General features: G+C 46.3%; 15 protein-coding genes. 7 read left to right on the top strand and 8 right to left on the bottom strand.

Annotated features, from left to right (window positions below; genetic code table 11):
- The first annotated feature begins 71 nt into the window (after window positions 1–71).
- Both nhaD and VR7878_RS15615 read left to right on the top strand, forming a co-directional pair.
- Window positions 72–1,517 (top strand): sodium:proton antiporter NhaD, encoded by a 1,446-nt coding sequence (gene nhaD, locus VR7878_RS15620; protein WP_077336976.1) that lies wholly within the window; start codon window positions 72–74, stop codon window positions 1,515–1,517.
- A gap of 143 nt (window positions 1,518–1,660) precedes the next feature.
- Window positions 1,661–2,275, top strand: coding sequence for a fumarylacetoacetate hydrolase family protein (locus VR7878_RS15615; protein WP_077336975.1), 615 nt, complete (start codon window positions 1,661–1,663; stop codon window positions 2,273–2,275).
- A gap of 8 nt (window positions 2,276–2,283) precedes the next feature.
- On the opposite strand, the gene VR7878_RS15610 is transcribed toward VR7878_RS15615, so the two are convergent.
- From VR7878_RS15610 to VR7878_RS15600, 3 genes are all read right to left on the bottom strand, one after another.
- A complete protein-coding gene (locus VR7878_RS15610) occupies window positions 2,284–2,604 on the bottom strand; it encodes an AzlD domain-containing protein (protein ID WP_077336974.1) in 321 nt (106 codons plus the stop codon).
- Window position 2,605: 1 nt separating this feature from the next.
- The gene (locus VR7878_RS15605; protein WP_370737097.1) at window positions 2,606–3,316 is read right to left on the bottom strand and encodes an AzlC family ABC transporter permease; all 711 of its coding nucleotides are present in this window, start codon (window positions 3,314–3,316) and stop codon (window positions 2,606–2,608) included.
- Window positions 3,317–3,514: 198 nt separating this feature from the next.
- Window positions 3,515–4,570, bottom strand: coding sequence for a DUF3103 family protein (locus tag VR7878_RS15600; protein ID WP_077336972.1), 1,056 nt, complete (start codon window positions 4,568–4,570; stop codon window positions 3,515–3,517).
- A gap of 281 nt (window positions 4,571–4,851) precedes the next feature.
- Here VR7878_RS15600 and VR7878_RS15595 point away from each other — a divergent pair, with 281 nt between their 5' ends.
- Window positions 4,852–5,415: a GNAT family N-acetyltransferase gene (locus tag VR7878_RS15595; RefSeq protein ID WP_077336971.1), complete on the top strand. Its 564-nt coding sequence runs from the start codon at window positions 4,852–4,854 to the stop codon at window positions 5,413–5,415.
- Window positions 5,416–5,466: 51 nt separating this feature from the next.
- On the opposite strand, the gene VR7878_RS15590 is transcribed toward VR7878_RS15595, so the two are convergent.
- Complete coding sequence (locus tag VR7878_RS15590) at window positions 5,467–6,396, bottom strand: LysR substrate-binding domain-containing protein (RefSeq protein WP_077336970.1); 930 nt, start codon at window positions 6,394–6,396, stop codon at window positions 5,467–5,469.
- Between the two features lie 152 nt (window positions 6,397–6,548).
- Between VR7878_RS15590 and VR7878_RS15585 the strand changes: the two genes are divergently transcribed.
- Window positions 6,549–7,544: an aldo/keto reductase gene (locus VR7878_RS15585; protein ID WP_077336969.1), complete on the top strand. Its 996-nt coding sequence runs from the start codon at window positions 6,549–6,551 to the stop codon at window positions 7,542–7,544.
- A 55-nt stretch (window positions 7,545–7,599) separates the two neighbouring features.
- On the opposite strand, the gene VR7878_RS15580 is transcribed toward VR7878_RS15585, so the two are convergent.
- Window positions 7,600–8,487: a LysR family transcriptional regulator gene (locus tag VR7878_RS15580; protein ID WP_077336968.1), complete on the bottom strand. Its 888-nt coding sequence runs from the start codon at window positions 8,485–8,487 to the stop codon at window positions 7,600–7,602.
- Between the two features lie 101 nt (window positions 8,488–8,588).
- On the opposite strand from VR7878_RS15580, the gene VR7878_RS15575 reads away from it, so the two are divergent.
- Window positions 8,589–9,815, top strand: coding sequence for a multidrug effflux MFS transporter (locus tag VR7878_RS15575; protein ID WP_077336967.1), 1,227 nt, complete (start codon window positions 8,589–8,591; stop codon window positions 9,813–9,815).
- 4 nt (window positions 9,816–9,819) lie between these two features.
- On the opposite strand, the gene VR7878_RS15570 is transcribed toward VR7878_RS15575, so the two are convergent.
- Entirely contained in the window at window positions 9,820–10,434 is a 615-nt protein-coding gene (locus VR7878_RS15570; protein ID WP_077337011.1) for an acyl carrier protein phosphodiesterase, read from the bottom strand.
- A 331-nt stretch (window positions 10,435–10,765) separates the two neighbouring features.
- Between VR7878_RS15570 and VR7878_RS15565 the strand changes: the two genes are divergently transcribed.
- The gene (locus VR7878_RS15565) at window positions 10,766–11,719 is read left to right on the top strand and encodes a porin (RefSeq protein WP_077336966.1); all 954 of its coding nucleotides are present in this window, start codon (window positions 10,766–10,768) and stop codon (window positions 11,717–11,719) included.
- Window positions 11,720–12,039: 320 nt separating this feature from the next.
- Here the strand turns inward: VR7878_RS15565 and VR7878_RS15560 are convergent, their stop codons facing one another.
- A complete protein-coding gene (locus VR7878_RS15560) occupies window positions 12,040–12,390 on the bottom strand; it encodes a hypothetical protein (RefSeq protein WP_077336965.1) in 351 nt (116 codons plus the stop codon).
- Window positions 12,391–12,616: 226 nt separating this feature from the next.
- Between VR7878_RS15560 and VR7878_RS15555 the strand changes: the two genes are divergently transcribed.
- A complete protein-coding gene (locus tag VR7878_RS15555; protein WP_077336964.1) occupies window positions 12,617–14,458 on the top strand; it encodes a putative bifunctional diguanylate cyclase/phosphodiesterase in 1,842 nt (613 codons plus the stop codon).
- Between the two features lie 35 nt (window positions 14,459–14,493).
- On the opposite strand, the gene shyA is transcribed toward VR7878_RS15555, so the two are convergent.
- Entirely contained in the window at window positions 14,494–15,810 is a 1,317-nt protein-coding gene (shyA, locus tag VR7878_RS15550) for a peptidoglycan DD-endopeptidase ShyA (protein ID WP_496477926.1), read from the bottom strand.
- Window positions 15,811–15,877 lie beyond the last annotated feature (67 nt).

The following is a 15,877-nucleotide window of genomic DNA, read 5'->3' as shown; positions in this document are numbered from 1 at the left end:
GATTCGACTCACAGTCAGCACGATGAATGCGGTCTACACTAAATATGCTTTTTCATCAGAAGGATAACGTGATGACGACAAGATCAGCCGGACGCTTTTTGATTTTACTCCTGTTTGTTCCCTTTCTCAGTGTTGCATCGACCCATTCCAGCCCATCACTTTCAATTGATATGACACATTCTTGGGCGGGGTATGCTTGTGTGATTCTCTTCGTGCTCGCCTATATTACGGTCACTTTTGAAGAAGCTATCAAGCTGAAAAAATCGAAACCGGTACTATTGGCTGCCGGGATTATCTGGGCCATTATCGGGTTCTCTTATCAACAAATTGATCAAATTGAAGTTGCCAAAGCAGCTTTCGAGAAAAATTTGCTGGAATATGCTGAACTACTGCTCTTCCTGCTGGTGGCGATGACGTACATCAACGCGATGGAAGAACGCCGCTTGTTTGACACATTGCGTTCATGGATGGTCAGTAAAGGGTTCAGCTATGCAGCGTTGTTCTGGCTGACGGGATTACTCGCTTTTTTCATTTCTCCGGTTGCAGATAATTTAACCACGGCGCTGTTGATGTGCGCTGTGGTGATGAAAGTCAGTGAGAATAACCCATTTTTCGTCAACCTGTGCTGCATCAATATCGTAATTGCCGCCAATGCCGGCGGCGCATTCAGCCCGTTCGGGGATATTACCACCCTGATGGTCTGGCAAGCGGGCATGGCCAGTTTCCTCCAGTTTTTTGACCTTTTCATACCATCAGTCGTCAACTACTTAGTCCCGGCACTGATCATGTCATGTTTTTTACCCAAAGGCCGTCCTGACCTTGTTCAGGAACAAATTACGCCCAAACGGGGAGCCAGACGGATCGTGGCATTATTCTTACTGACGATTGTCACCGCGGTCAGTTTTCACGCCTTATTTGAGTTTCCGCCGGTGGTCGGCATGATGATGGGATTGGCTTATCTGCAGTTTTTCGGCTATTACCTCCAAAAATCCCTGCCCCGTTTCCTCGCCCAACAGAAGGCGCTGGCGCAGGCCAATCATGATGAAAAAACCCTCAAAAGACTGGGTTCAATCGTGCCATTTGACGTGTTTAAACGCATCTCACATGCAGAATGGGATACGCTGCTGTTTTTCTATGGCATCGTTATGAGTGTCGGTGGCTTAAGTCTGTTGGGTTACCTCAGCCTGATCTCGGGCACCATCTATCCGTATTGGGGTGCGCAATGGGCGAATATTTTCATGGGCGCCCTCTCTGCGATTATCGATAACATCCCGATTATGTATGCCGTACTGACGATGGATCCGGTGATGTCCGGGGGAAACTGGCTCCTTATCACACTGACTGCCGGTGTCGGCGGGAGTATGTTATCGATCGGTTCTGCGGCCGGTGTTGCGTTGATGGGCGCGTCTCACGGGCAGTATACATTTTTGAGTCATTTGCGCTGGACGCCCGTCATTGTCTTAGGCTATATCGCCAGTATTGTGACACATATCTGGCTCAATCAAGCCCAGTTCTGAAGTCGGTCAATTTAGTCTGAAAGCAAATAAGCTATTGAATATATATTAATATTCATTCTGCCTCAGATCGGATAGACTATTCTCTGACCATCTCTGACAGTCAGATGCAGAGCTTTACGAGAGACTTTATCAAGGACAGGATCATGAACACCATTCGCTTCGGCAACCGGAAAATCACACCGTCAAAAGTTGTCTGTGTCGGCAGAAATTACATCGAACATATTCATGAATTGGACAATGCCGTGCCTGAGCAGATGGTGGTATTTCATAAACCCAACAGTAGTATCACCACGCAGTTGAATGCCTTCCATGAAGAGCCGCTCCACTATGAAACCGAAATCTGCTTTCTGGTCAAAAATAACCGCTTTCACGGGGTTGGGCTCGGCTTGGATCTGACTAAAAGAAACCTGCAATCCCAACTGAAGAAACAGGGACTGCCTTGGGAGCGGGCAAAAGCATTCAACGGTTCAGCGGTATTCAGCAAGTTTATTGCTTTAAAAGATATCAGTGTCGAGACACTCAATCTGGAGTTACTGATTAATTGCGTGCGCATTCAGCATGGCCGGGTTACACAGATGATGTATTCGCCCGATACCATTTTGCAGGAATTACAACGTTATACCACGCTGGAAGACGGAGATATTGTCATGACCGGAACCCCCAAAGGTGTTGGCGTTGTTCAGGCGGGTGATGTTTTCCTTGCCCGGCTGAAGAGTGAAGACAAAACCTTAATCGAGATTGAATGGGTCGCTCAGTAACCTTGCCGTTATGCCGGAAACACCACCAAATGAAGGATCAAAAACACCATCATGCTCAGCACGGTGGTGAGCAGAACATTTTTGGTTTTCCAAGAAATCACTCCTGCCGTTAAAGCGCCCCACAAATAAGGGTTGTGCCAGTGAATCCATAACGACTGTTCCGGCATAAACACAATCGGTGCCCAGATCACCGTTAAGATGGCCGGACCGGAATAGCTCAAAAACCGATGTAAATGAGGGCCAAAACGTAAGGGCAATTTAGGTTCTAAAAAGAGATAGCGGCTGAGAAACACCACCCCTGCCATAGCTATAATTTGGATGAGCACCATACTATTTCCTCTCCAGATAGGTTTCAGTCATATAACCGGCGATCATCGCAGACAGACTGGCGATCACCAGACTGCCGTCCACCTGATATAAATTCAACAGAACCGACATCACCAGCCCCGTCAGGACGGCAACTGTCACTGGTACTGTTTTGACATTCGGAATGACAATCGCAATAAAAGTGGCTGCAATGGCAAAATCAAGCCCCATCGAATTAAGTTGCGGAATCGTATGACCGGCAACAATCCCCACCAGCGTGGCGATGTTCCATAACAGATAAAAACTAAACCCGGCTCCGAATGCATACCAGCGGTTAAAGCGGGCATCATCCTGATGGTTGAGTAAAGCGAACAGTTCATCGGTCAGTAAAAATCCCAGAATGAGCCGCCAGCGCAATGGCATTGGGCTGATTTTTGAACGCATCGACACACTGTAGAGAAAATGGCGTGAGGTAATAAAAAAGACCGTCAGGAGCAGAGAAAACAATCCGGCACCGGCTTTTAGCATCCCAGTGGCAACCAACTGGGCTGAACCGGCAAATAAAATCGCAGATAACGCTTGGCTCTCTATCACGGTTAATCCGGATTCGACTGCAAAAGATCCCGCCAACAGCCCCCAAGGTAGTACCGCAATACTTAAAGGCATCATCGCCAGCGCCCCACGGAAAAATAACCTCATCGGCGAATCCGAAGCGTGATGTGCTGCTGTCACCATCGTCATAGTTTGCTGATTCCTTATCCTTATCTTTTTGCCCTATCATAACCAACACTGAAGCAAAAAAATTGTACATTATTGCGCTTGAGTGATTCGCATCAGAATAGACACGAGGCGCAATAGCATAGCAACATCAGCAACACATCGGAAACAAAAAAAATCCGGCGGTTGCCGGACTCTTACTGAACGCTCAAAGATTTAGTTGGGTTCAACGAAAAAGGGTTCCATACTGATAGCTGCATTATCGGCTGAACAATGGAAATCCGCATAAGATTTACCGCGCTCAAGGGTATAACAGGCATCAACAAAATCATCGTCATCAACAAACACAGAATCTGGCATCGCAGCAATCACACGGTTGGTAATTTCAGCAATCGCAGATGAGGGTGGCCAGCCAGCCAGAGACCCTGCGGCGCCAATCGCACTGACTAATGCCTGAACCAAGGTTTTATAATTGGTTCCTGAATCATGTTCATACATCAACATATCAACCACCCGATAATCATACGCTGACCAGTTAATCACGATTTGATTAGGATAATAGGTGGCCTCTTTGTCATCCAGATAAGGCATTTCAACGGCAATCACTTGCGGTTTATTATCGGTCAGAACCCCCGTGACCAGACTGTATATTTCTGCCGGGCCTTTGACCCAGGGTTCATGAGTATCTTTGACGCTGATTTTGGTTAATTTCGTCGCATCAAACCCGGTCGCGGCCTGAGCTTGCATACTTTGCTGAGGGGCTGCTGATGCTTTTTCCTGTAAACCGCTTTTCTGTAAGAGGGCATTGAGTTTTTCCATTCCCTCTTTCATGGCGTAATAACCATTGTCATCGACTACCAGTACCGGGACATTGGGTTCCTGATCGACCGCCAGCGAGGTTTTATCACCGCTGAGCGTATAACCGGTCACTTCAGTCCACGACGCTTCATCACCGGATGGCGGATACGCCACCACCAGATCGGACATATCATCGTCCAGCGCCCGATCTACCGGCAGAAATAGCCACATCTCGGTATTATCCCCTACCGAGCGTTCTGTCAGCATATTATGCGGAGCCAGAAATGTGTCTACCCGTATCGGGGTGTGTGATCGCTCGATCTGTTGAATTTGCTGATTTAAATTACCTGAATTATGTAACTGAGAAGCCAACTGTGCTGCAATCGCATCTTTATTGACTGCAAAAGCACTCACGGAAGTGAAAGACGCGACAGCACACAATGCGATAAATATCGTATTTTTTAGTTTCATCATTTCTCCATTATTCCATTACAGTGTTTAAACAATATATGCTTTTGTGTTCATATAGCATCTCAAACCATAGCACGATAATTTTTTTGACTGTAAATAATTCGATGAACAGGAAGAAAAATACGACAGAACATCACACTGTTTTAGCACTGATAAAATAACCGGGTATTTTATCTGTCGTTTGATGAGATGTTCCTTTAAGGTATACGGATGAATATTCAGATAGTTTTCAAATACAAAATTCAATATAACCGGTAATAATTCAGAGGAAAGTAAATCCCCTTATGCTGAAATGGACGATCGATCAGGATATTATTTTATACCAGCTGCATGAATCATTTGCGCCGCGATATGCTGAGCTCGTACAAGAAAATAAACAATACCTCTCACAGTGGTTAAACTGGCCCAGAGTTTGTCATACCACCGATGATTTCAAAACCTTTATTCAAGGTTCACGGTATAAATATATTGATGGCGATGGTCTGGATTGCGCGATTGAATATCGCGGTGAACTGGTGGGTAATATTGGCTTTAATAGTATTGATCATGAGCTTAAAAAAGCCGAAATCGGTTATTGGCTCGGCCAGCAATATCAGGGTAACGGCATTATTACCCGTGTCTGCCGATTTTTAATTGCTTACGCATTTGAAACACTCAACGTCGAAAAAGTTCAAATTGCGGTCGCTGAAGACAACTTGCCAAGCAGAGCCGTCTGTGAACGGTTAGGCATGACACTGGAAGGGATTATCAGCCATCAGGAAAAAGTCGGGGATCGAATTCTGAGTCATGCGATTTACGCCACTTTCTCACCCAGCATAAGTCCATCCAATACAACCCCATCGACATAAGCCGATGTCACCAACCCCATTTGCATCACATCCACCTGCATCGGTTATCGGTTATCGGTTGCTCAGTATAGGTCGTTCAGGCGTGAGCGGATAAGCCTGACGCATGAACTGAATAAATGCTTGCAACGCGCTGGACGTATGCCGGTGACGCGGATAGCAGAGATGCCATCCCGGAAAGAACGGACAGAACTCATCCAGAACGGACACCAGTTCACCCCGCTCTAACCAAGGTCTGAGTTTATCTTCCGTCCAGAAAACAATGCCCTGATCTTCACAGGCCGCTGTCACCGCCAGCTCTCTGCTGGTGGTGATCAAGGGACCATCGACAGCCATTGAGAACCAGTGCCCGTGCTGGAAAAACTCCCACCGATATACCGCTCTGTCGCCGAAACGTCGCCAGTTCAGACACTGATGCTCACGCAGCGCAGCCGGGGTTTCAGGCCAGCCATACTTTTCCAGATACTGAGGCGAAGTCGCAGCACACATACGGACTTTCGGCCCGATCGGGTAGGCTATCATGTCCTGCTCAACAAACTCCCACAACCGGATCCCGACATCAAATCCATCCGCGACCAAATCAATCACTGCATCTTCGACCAGAATATCCAGCACGATATCGGGATATGCCCGATAAAACTGCCCTAAAACCGGCTGTAAGATCGCATCAGCCGCAGCCGTAGTCAGGTGTAACCGAACCGTGCCGGCCAGTGCGCCCGACTGAGTCTTCACTTCATTAAATGCCGCTTCGACTTCATCCAGTGCCGGTCGCAGACGCTGATAAAACCGCAACCCGATTTCTGTCAGTACCACACTGCGCGTGGTCCGGTTTAACAGCCGGCTGCCCAGATTATCTTCCAAACGTTTAATAATCTGACTCAAAGCCGAGGGCGTGATGCGTAATACCTTCGCGGCAGCAGAGAAACTCCCCTGTTCAGCAACGGCTTTGAACGCTTTCATTTCTGTATATTCACTGCTTTTCATGGATATGACTCTTGAGACAAATGATGTTCAGCATGATTGAGGCGAGATAATTATCAATCTTATCCTTCATAGTTAATGAATATTCTGAAGCATTAATAAACAATGTCAATGTGCGCATAATAGCCTGGTTCATCAATGATAAGGATACACACATGCTAAAGCGTCGTTTAGGAAGTCAGGGTCTACAAGTCTCAGCGTTAGGGTTAGGCTGTATGGGCATGAGTCATGCTTATGGGGGTTATGATGACAGTGCATCGTTCGCCACACTCAATCATGCGCTGGCTCAAGGGATTAATTTTTTCGATACCGCTGAAATGTACGGGCCTTATACCAATGAAAAGTTACTGGGCCAATGGATCAACTCACTGAAAAGTCAGCGGCAAGAGCTCGTCATTGCGACCAAATTTGGGTTTGATATCCGTGACGGTGCGTCCATCGGACTCAACAGTCGCCCGGAACATATCCGAGACGTGGTGGATGCATCACTGCAACGGCTCCAGACCGATTATATTGATATTCTTTATCAACACCGGGTGGATCCCAACGTGCCGATTGAAGACGTTGCAGGGACAGTCGCCGAACTGATTGATGCGGGAAAGGTTCGCTATTTTGGTTTATCTGAAGCATCACCGAAGACTATCCGTAAAGCGCACCAGACATGTCCGGTGTCGGTACTTCAAAGTGAGTATTCATTGTGGGAACGACGTCTGGAACATGAGACGTTGCCCGTGCTGCGCGAGCTGGGGATAGGCTTAGTCCCATTCAGCCCCTTGGGACGTGGATTTCTGAGCGGTGATAGCAAACCCGCTTCCGCCTACGATAAGAATGATTTTCGGGCCTGGGGCGATCCGCGGCTGAGTGACGAGAATTACGCCACCAACCTGCGGTTGGTTGATGCAATCCGTCAGCTCGCTGCAGACAAGGCCACGACGCCAGCCAGAATCGCACTGGCTTGGTTGCTCCATCAGGGCGATGACATTGTGCCGATTCCGGGCTGCCGGCGAATTGCTCACCTCGATGACAACCTCGGTGCCGCCAGTCTCGAACTCAAAGCCGATGAAGTCCGTCAGCTCAGTGAGATCAGCACGCAACTCGGTGTTGCCGGAGAACGATACACCGCTGAATTTGCCCGCTTTACGGATCAGTAAAGTGATCTGATGACGGTGGGTGGTTGTTTCTTCCAGTCAATGAGCCATGTTAGGCTCATTGACTGTCGGCAGACATCGTCCTCAGCGCAGTTTCAATCCCCTCCATCGCTAGACTCACTTTTGCACTGGCTTGCTGAAATGGTCTGAGGGCATAAATCGTTTCACAACGATCAAACGGATCATCCATCACTTTGACCAGCTCTCCGGAGGCAATTGCTGGCGCAACAACCCAATTCGGTAAACAGCAAACACCAATGCCTGCCATTGCCAGCATCAACTGTGCATGGAAATCGTCACATCTGGCCGCAATAACATTTGATTTCTCCAGCCCTTTCCAACACAGCGAGTTGTACTCGGCGCATTTATCAATCAGCGGCAAATGGTTGAACTGGCCAATCTGCTCAGCAGAATAGCGGGACAATAACTGCGGACTGGCACAGATGTGCCATGTTTGAGTCCCGACTTTTTGCGGATACAAACTACTATCGGGTTGTTCACCGATGCGAATGGCAAGATCAAGACGCTCAACAATCGGATCAACCAGTCTTTCCGTTAAATTCAAATGAATATCAAGGTTTATCTCTTGTCGGTGACACTGAGCAAGAAAAGGGATGACGATCATTTTGCCAAAGGTCGGCAAACAGCTCATGCGGATAACACCTGATGTTGACGACTCTATCGCACGAATCGTCTCCATTGTATCGGTGAGATCTTTTAACAGCGGCTTCGACTTCTCATAAAGATATCGCCCCGCTTCCGTTAACCCTAAAAACCGGCTTGAACGAATCAGTAGCTTCGCTTTAATGCGTTGCTCCAGTTGATCTATCTGTCGGGTGACGGTGGATACATGCACCCCTATATGTGCAGCAGCTTTGGAAAAACTGCCTTGATCAACAACCGTCGAGAATAAAAAAAGCTGCTCAGAACTCGGATAATGATTCACTGGTTTGCACCTTACGCAAAGATGTATTGCAAGAATATTTATATTAATCCGATCACATTTGAATACAATCCTGAATATCGTTCACACACCATGGACTCCAAATGCACAGCGCTCAGTCTCAACAATCACACATTAAAAAACTCATCCTGATTATCACGATTTTAGGTCAGGCGTCGATTGCGTTATATCTGCCTGCGTTGCCTGAAATCAGTCGTGGTCTGGTCATTGATGAATTCCAGACCAAACTCACCGTGACCTGTTTTATCATTGGCTTTGGCATATCTCCGATGTTTTTCGGTCCGATTTCCGACCGCATCGGGAGAAAGCCGATTCTGTTTACCGCGTTACTACTGGCACTGATCGGATTTGTCGGCAATATATTCAGTGCCACGTTTGAATTGTTCATCTTATGCCGCATTTTGGAAGGTCTGGGGTGTGGGGGATTACTGACCAGTGGACGGTCGATTGCCCGGGACGTTTTCTCCGGAAAAGAACTGGCGAGTGCATCATCCTATCTCTCGATGGGATTTGCACTTGGCTTCGGATTAAGCCCGGTGATTGGCGGTCTGCTGACCAAGACTTTTCACTGGACCTCCGTTTTTATTTTTCTGGCTCTGTTTGATCTGTTCATCATGGTCCTGTGCTTTTTCTATCTCCCGGAAACCAAAACAGCAACCCCGGAAAAACAGCAGGCTCCTTTATTAAAAATAACCCTGAAGGATTATCTTCATGCAATAACCAATTCGCAGTTTATGATCAACGTATTGGGGGGATTTTTTGCCTACTGCATTGTGATTTCCTACAACGTGATGACACCATTTTTAGTTCAGGACAATTTTAACCTCTCTCCGGATGAGTATGGCTATCTCGCGGTTCTTATTGGGGCGCCCTATTATCTGGCAGCATTGATGAACCGTCAGATGGTTCTGAAACACGGTATTTACTTTTCATGTATGCTCGGGAGCATCTTAATTCTCACTGCCGGGGCAGCCATGCTCTTTGCCAACCTGAACGGATACCAAAATATTTATGTATTGATTATTCCATTCATGATCGCCACCTTCGGTCAGGCGCTGATATTCAGTAATACCATCGCCTCAGCACTGCAACTGTTTCCGGCGACATCCGGCGGTCGAATGAGTGCGCTCTACAGTAGCTTGCAGATGATTCTGGTCAGTCTGACCTCAACCTACTTTGCCCGTTTACCCGATAACAACACCATTTATCTGGCGACGGTGGTGCTGTGTATGGGCGGGTTTTGTCTGATTTTTATCCTGCTCTCGGAAAAAATCCGGCAAAAACAGCTCGCCAAAGCTGCGGTCGTCTAAGACCTCACTCATGCAATGATTCGTTCCCTGATGCCATCGCTGAAGATGCCACACTGACTGCTTCCAGAACTTGTGGATAGAACTGAGTAAAGTTCTCAGACAAATGTTGATAGTGTGTCTTCAGCGATGGAATACAGCTGGTGAGCGCCTGCATCCGCGGTGAGCGGCGCGACATTCGCTGTAAAGCAAACTCAATATTCTCGAACTCGGCGTAAGACTCCAGCCAGCGCCCTTGCCACATCCGTTGGTGAACCTGCATAAAAGATTCCGGTGGCGTAAACGTCAACTCTTGCTCAATTTGCCCATACACGGTTTGGCAAAATCTATCCAGCGGGTGGTCATGTCGCTCATGCCAGTCACGGGCTAAACAGTGATCCCAGAATAAATCGAGTCCGATAGGGGCAAACCGGCGGCTCTCTGCCGGGAAACAGGATTTCAGTTGCAGCACCAATGGATGTCGATCCGTATATGCATCAACAAATCGATGTAAGCGGATCCCCTGAACAACGGGCTCCGGGTAGCGTCCCTGTGGGTCACCTTTGACAAAATCCCCCAGCAGGTTTCCCAGCGGACTGGACTGACAGGCCTGAGCAAGATGCAGGTGAGCTAAAAAATTCATAATCTTCACCACCGTGATTCAGAATGTGTCATCAAACCACAAAATAAGCGAATGCACTAGCTTGGTCAGGGCTGCAAGGCGAGTTTATATACATAAAAAAGCATATAAGTCAGGATTAAATCATAAACAAAAAGAATATATTTATGATTTACATTTTCAGTGGATAGCAATCGAAGTTCATATTTTCATAAAAATCATAAAAAAATCAAATAAAAACAACATCTAATAGTAACAACATTGCAATCTGATATTCATATTTCCCCTCTAACTTACTCCAGTCATTACAAAAAAGAGCAAAGAAGCTCAATCACAATGGAATAAGGTAAACAAGATGAAAAAAGCAGTTCTGACAACAGCCATTCTTACAGCATTGGTATCCGGCTCTTCTATTGCTGCCACAGTCTATGATAGCAAAGGTACAACCCTGAAAGTGGGCGGTCGTGCCGAAGCGCGTTTCAATCTTTCCGACCAAAATGAATCGACTAAAAATAGCCGTTTTAAAGACAAATCCCGGGCACGGGTTAATCTGGTCGGCAAAACTGCACTATCTGATGATTTGTATGGCTTTGGTAAATATGAAGCAGAACTCGATAACAGTAGCAGCAAAGGTGACGGGGATGGTGATAACCTGACCAACCGTTATTTCTATGCAGGTATGGGAACCAGCATTGGTGAGTTCTCTTATGGTAAGCAAGATTCAGCGCAGGTTCAGGTCACTAACTTTACTGATCTGATGAATACCTTCGATGAAGAAGCCGCTGACCTTATCGGCGGTAACAAAGATAAGCGTGACAACAACTTTGTTTATTCCGGTCAGTTCGATGCGCTGAGTCTTCAGGCGAACTATATTGCCTCAGACGAGAAAGACAATGATAGTTTCGGTATCTCTGCCGTGTATGGCTTCACCGATAGCCTGACTGTTGGTCTTGGCTATGTAACGCAAGACAGTGGTTCTAACTCTGAAGACCAGTTCAATATCGGCGGACAATTTAAGCTGGATGCATTAACTCTGGGTGCTCTGTACGGCACTGGTACTGTCGTTTCAGGCGGCAAAGAAGTTGATGCCGATGACTATGAGCTGGGTGCAAAATACAAGTTTGGCAAAACATCACTGATCGCTGTCTACAACTTCAAGGAAGTAGATAACAAAGATCAAGTCGATCATCTTGCGCTGGAAGTTGAGCATAAATTCAATGGCAACCTGCGTGTTTATACCGGCTACAAGTTCGAACAGCTGACGAAAAAAGACGATCAACTCCAAGCGGGTATTCGTTACGATTTCTAATCTGAACACATAAAACCATATAATCCACGATTGGTCAGGCAGAGATGTCTGACCTTTTTTATTGTCAGGCCGTCCGGCATAGCACTCTGCACCATTTCATCCCAGCCTTGCCCCATCGTAACGCACATCGCAAAATGGATTTTTACAAACTGACAAATAACTTATTGATTTAAAACATATTAAAAAGTTGGCATAAACTCTGCAATCTATTGGATGACAAATGCAGGCAGCGTTTGTGCTTCTTTCACAGTGATATGGCAGAATCACTGGTCACTTCATGTTCTTTGCCTCCCTCTAATCAGGGAGGCTTTTTTATGAGGCTATTTGCGCTTTGGCTGAGTATAGGTTTTACCCGCAGCCTGATAGGTTTCTTTGCCTTTGATACCAAATTGTGTATCGAAAAACCAAGCCACAAAGCGAATCACATCATCCCCTTCCGTCATCACGTATTCAGCCAGCTCTTCAGACGTTCCCGATTCGTCTTCTTGGGTAGTCACATGATAAATACGTTGTTCACCTTCAATCTCTGCAATCATAAACTGTCCGCTTAAAGCTCCAGCCGCTGAAGCAATTTCTGCTTCGTCAACCTGCTTTAAATAGGCCAGTGCGAGCGGTAAACTTCCGGTCTGACAGGCTTGTTTTACCATCTGTTCAAAATCATGCTGTAACATTTATATTCCGTCTCTGTTTTTTCTGACATTCGAATCATCCCGACATGCTGAAAATACATCATCGGGTAACCCGCGTATACTCTCACAAATTCATTTATTCTCAAGACTAACCCCATACCTGACCTCAGACAATGGGCGTCAATCGAGCCAAAAACTGGAAAAAGCATCACTCTTCGCCCAAAGTTATGTGGTAAAAACAAAATAACAATGTCAGTAGGCTTTCAATATGAATATAAGAGAACCACGCTCGTCCGGCGCAGTGGATTTGCAGTCGATTTCTGAACTGATTTCGATTACCGATGGCTCTCTCTATCAGAAATCAACCGAGATGTTGCATCAGGCAACCGATTCAAATGCTGCCTTGCTGTTTGAGATCGACAAAATAAAACAACAGCGGCGTTTGCTTGCGGCATCCTCGAGAGAACCGTTTGATGAAGACATCGGCACGCATCTGGACACGCTGATTACATATCAGCTTGAGTATCAGCCGCATCAGTATTACCTCATCCCGACTCAGGTTCACCAACGCTACCCGCAGGTCAATTATTTGGTAAAACATCAAATTGAAGGCTATCTGGGAACGATGGTGAACCATACGGTATCCGGTGACCAAATCTATCTGTTTGTTTCGTTGACACAATCCCCGATTGTCGATCCATCAATCATCGTACAGTGGCATCGTCTGGTCTCACAAGTCGTCATGCAATATCGTCGTTTTCAACACCAAACCGACCGAACGGATGTATTACTCAATCGCCTGAATTATGAAGTCTCCCACGATGACCTGACCAATTTGATGAACCGGAGTTTTCTGGCCGATACTCTGGAAAGACTGGTATCAGCATCTCAAAGCCAATTTAATTTTACGCTGGGAATGTTGGATATTAATGATTTCAAACACATCAATGATCTCTATGGCAATTATATCGGTGATCAAGTTTTAAAATTTGTCGCTCATACCATTTCTGAATGTATTCAAGACCGGCAACTGACATTTCGGATCGCCGGAGATGAGTTTGCTTTTATCACCTTTGATCCGCACCCTGCTGAACTCTGCCAAGAGATACTGACCCGAATTCGAGCTGGCTACCGGGATACGGCGCATTATATTAAAATCTCAGCCAGTATCGGGGTTGCCAGCTATAAGGAAGAATCGATCGATGCAGATCAATTACTACTGAATGCCAGTCTTGCACTCAAAAACAGTAAGAAATTATGCCAGCCTAACATTTGCTGTTACGACACGCATCTGAGCGAGGAATATCATCGCAAAAATCAGGTTATTGACGCACTTCGGGAAACGTTGAGTACAGAGATTGACGAACCGCAGGAGCTTTATGTGGTACTCCAACCGATCGTCAGACAGCATCAATCAACCTGGAATTATTTTGAAGTGCTCTGCCGTTGGCAGAGTCAGGTGCTCGGCGAAGTATCTCCGGTCGAGTTTATCGCTGCGGCTGAACAATCCGGCCTTATTATTGAATTCGGCCATCGTGTTATTGAACTCGCCTGTCTTGCCAAAAGGCAAATTGAGCAATCGCTGAACCAAAAAATCAGGCTCAGTATTAACTGTTCAGCCTATGAGCTAACCCAACAAAGTGATTATATCCGGACATTGAAAGCACTCATTACGCGCTATGGTTTTTATCCGGGAGAGTTCACCATTGAAATTACCGAAACAGCACTGTTATCACAACGGCAAGTCGCTCAAAATATTATCAGAAATCTACGCGATGCCGGTTTTAAAGTTGCGCTGGATGATTTTGGAACCGGTTACTCCAGTCTTAATTATATTCATAATTATCCAATCGACTGTATTAAGATCGATGCATCATTTATCAAAAATATGCTACGCAATGAGACCTCTGAGAAGGTTGTCAGTTTGATTATTCAACTAGCGGAACAATTGGATGTCGATTTGGTTGCCGAAGGCGTGGAAGAGGAACAATCACTGGCACGGCTCTATGAGATGGGTTGTACACAAATTCAGGGGTATTTGTTCTCTGTGCCCCTACCGCCCGACATGGTGATTCACCAATTGCTCGGGCGGAAAGAATCAAACCGATAATACTCGGGATAAATTAAGCGCAGCGCTCCATGTGCTTAACTCTGCCCTGTTTTGTCTTCTGTATGGGCCGCAAGTTTTAATTCTTGCCGTTCAAGTAATTGATCCATTTTATTACGGTGTGTCATAAATTGCTGCATCTCTTTCTTGGCGACTGAGGTTGCCATCGGGATTTTGGCTTTCATTGCGTTAACCGGACGTCCCTTCACAATCAGCTCATAGTGCAAATGCGGGCCGGTGACCCTTCCCGACTGCCCGGATAACCCAATTTTTTGCCCCCGGGACACTTTCTGTCCGCGATGAACCAGAATCTTACTCAGATGCAGATAACGTGTCATGTAAGTGCTGTCATGACGAATTACCACGTAATTCCCTGCGTACGGGTGCTTACGAACGATAATCACCGTGCCATCACCGGTAGACAGTACGGGTGTTCCGACCGGGGTGGCAAAATCGGTTCCGTTATGTGGCATGATGCGCCCCGTCACCGGATGACGACGGAAAGGATTAAATGGTGAGCTCATCCGCCAATGACGACTGGTCGGGTAACGACGAAATGCTTTTTGCAGACTATGACCATCCTGATCGTAATACTGTCCGTCCGTATGCAGGTAAGCGGAAACAACTGTGCCACGAGTAAATATCTTGATCGCCTGAATTTCATTGTTGCCGGTCAGTTGATCCCCGACAAATTGCTTCGATTGAACAATTTCAAGCTGATCGCCGGCGCGTAAATCTCTTGAGAAGTTGACCTTATCTTTCAATAAACTCACCATCTGTTCAATTTCATTACTGCTGAGCCCCATCCGATAAGCAGACTGCGAAAACGATCCTTCAATCTCACCGATCAGTGGAAACTGTTTCCAGGTTCCGGGGATTTTAATCTCTTGATACGCATAGCTGCCGTCATCCAGACGGGTATAAACAACCTGTTTAACTAGGCTAAATTGTAATGACATTTTTGCTAAGTCATTGCCATCTTTACTTCGCCAGAATCTCAGGGTATCACCGGGCTGAATCGTATCAAGTGCCAAATAGTTCAAGTCCGTTTCCATGATTTTCAACAGATCACGATAACCGAACCCAAGCTGTTCAAAAATGGTACTGAGGTTATCTCCGGAACGGATAACATACTCATAATCAGGCAAGTTTTCTGCGGGTGATTGTGTCTGTTCGGCAACCAGCGAATCGACCAGATCTTTCTCTGAAGCAATGCTGACATCAAGACTGTGACGTGTGGTGTGATCATTCAGTAGTGTATAAAAAGAAACCCCGACCAATAAAGGTAATCCCAGGATGAAAACACGCTGTCGTCTGGACAGCGACATCACTCGTTCAACGATTAACTTGATCACAAACAACCCCACCTTGCAAATATATCAAAGACGCTCAAGCATAGGATTTTATGACGTAATCAATATC

Origin of the sequence: Vibrio ruber DSM 16370 (genome assembly GCF_900163965.1) — a bacterium.
GTDB classification, from domain to species: Bacteria; Pseudomonadota; Gammaproteobacteria; order Enterobacterales; family Vibrionaceae; genus Vibrio; species Vibrio ruber.
Note: the sequence above shows the minus strand (reverse complement) of the source record. Positions and strands in the feature narration are given on the sequence as shown.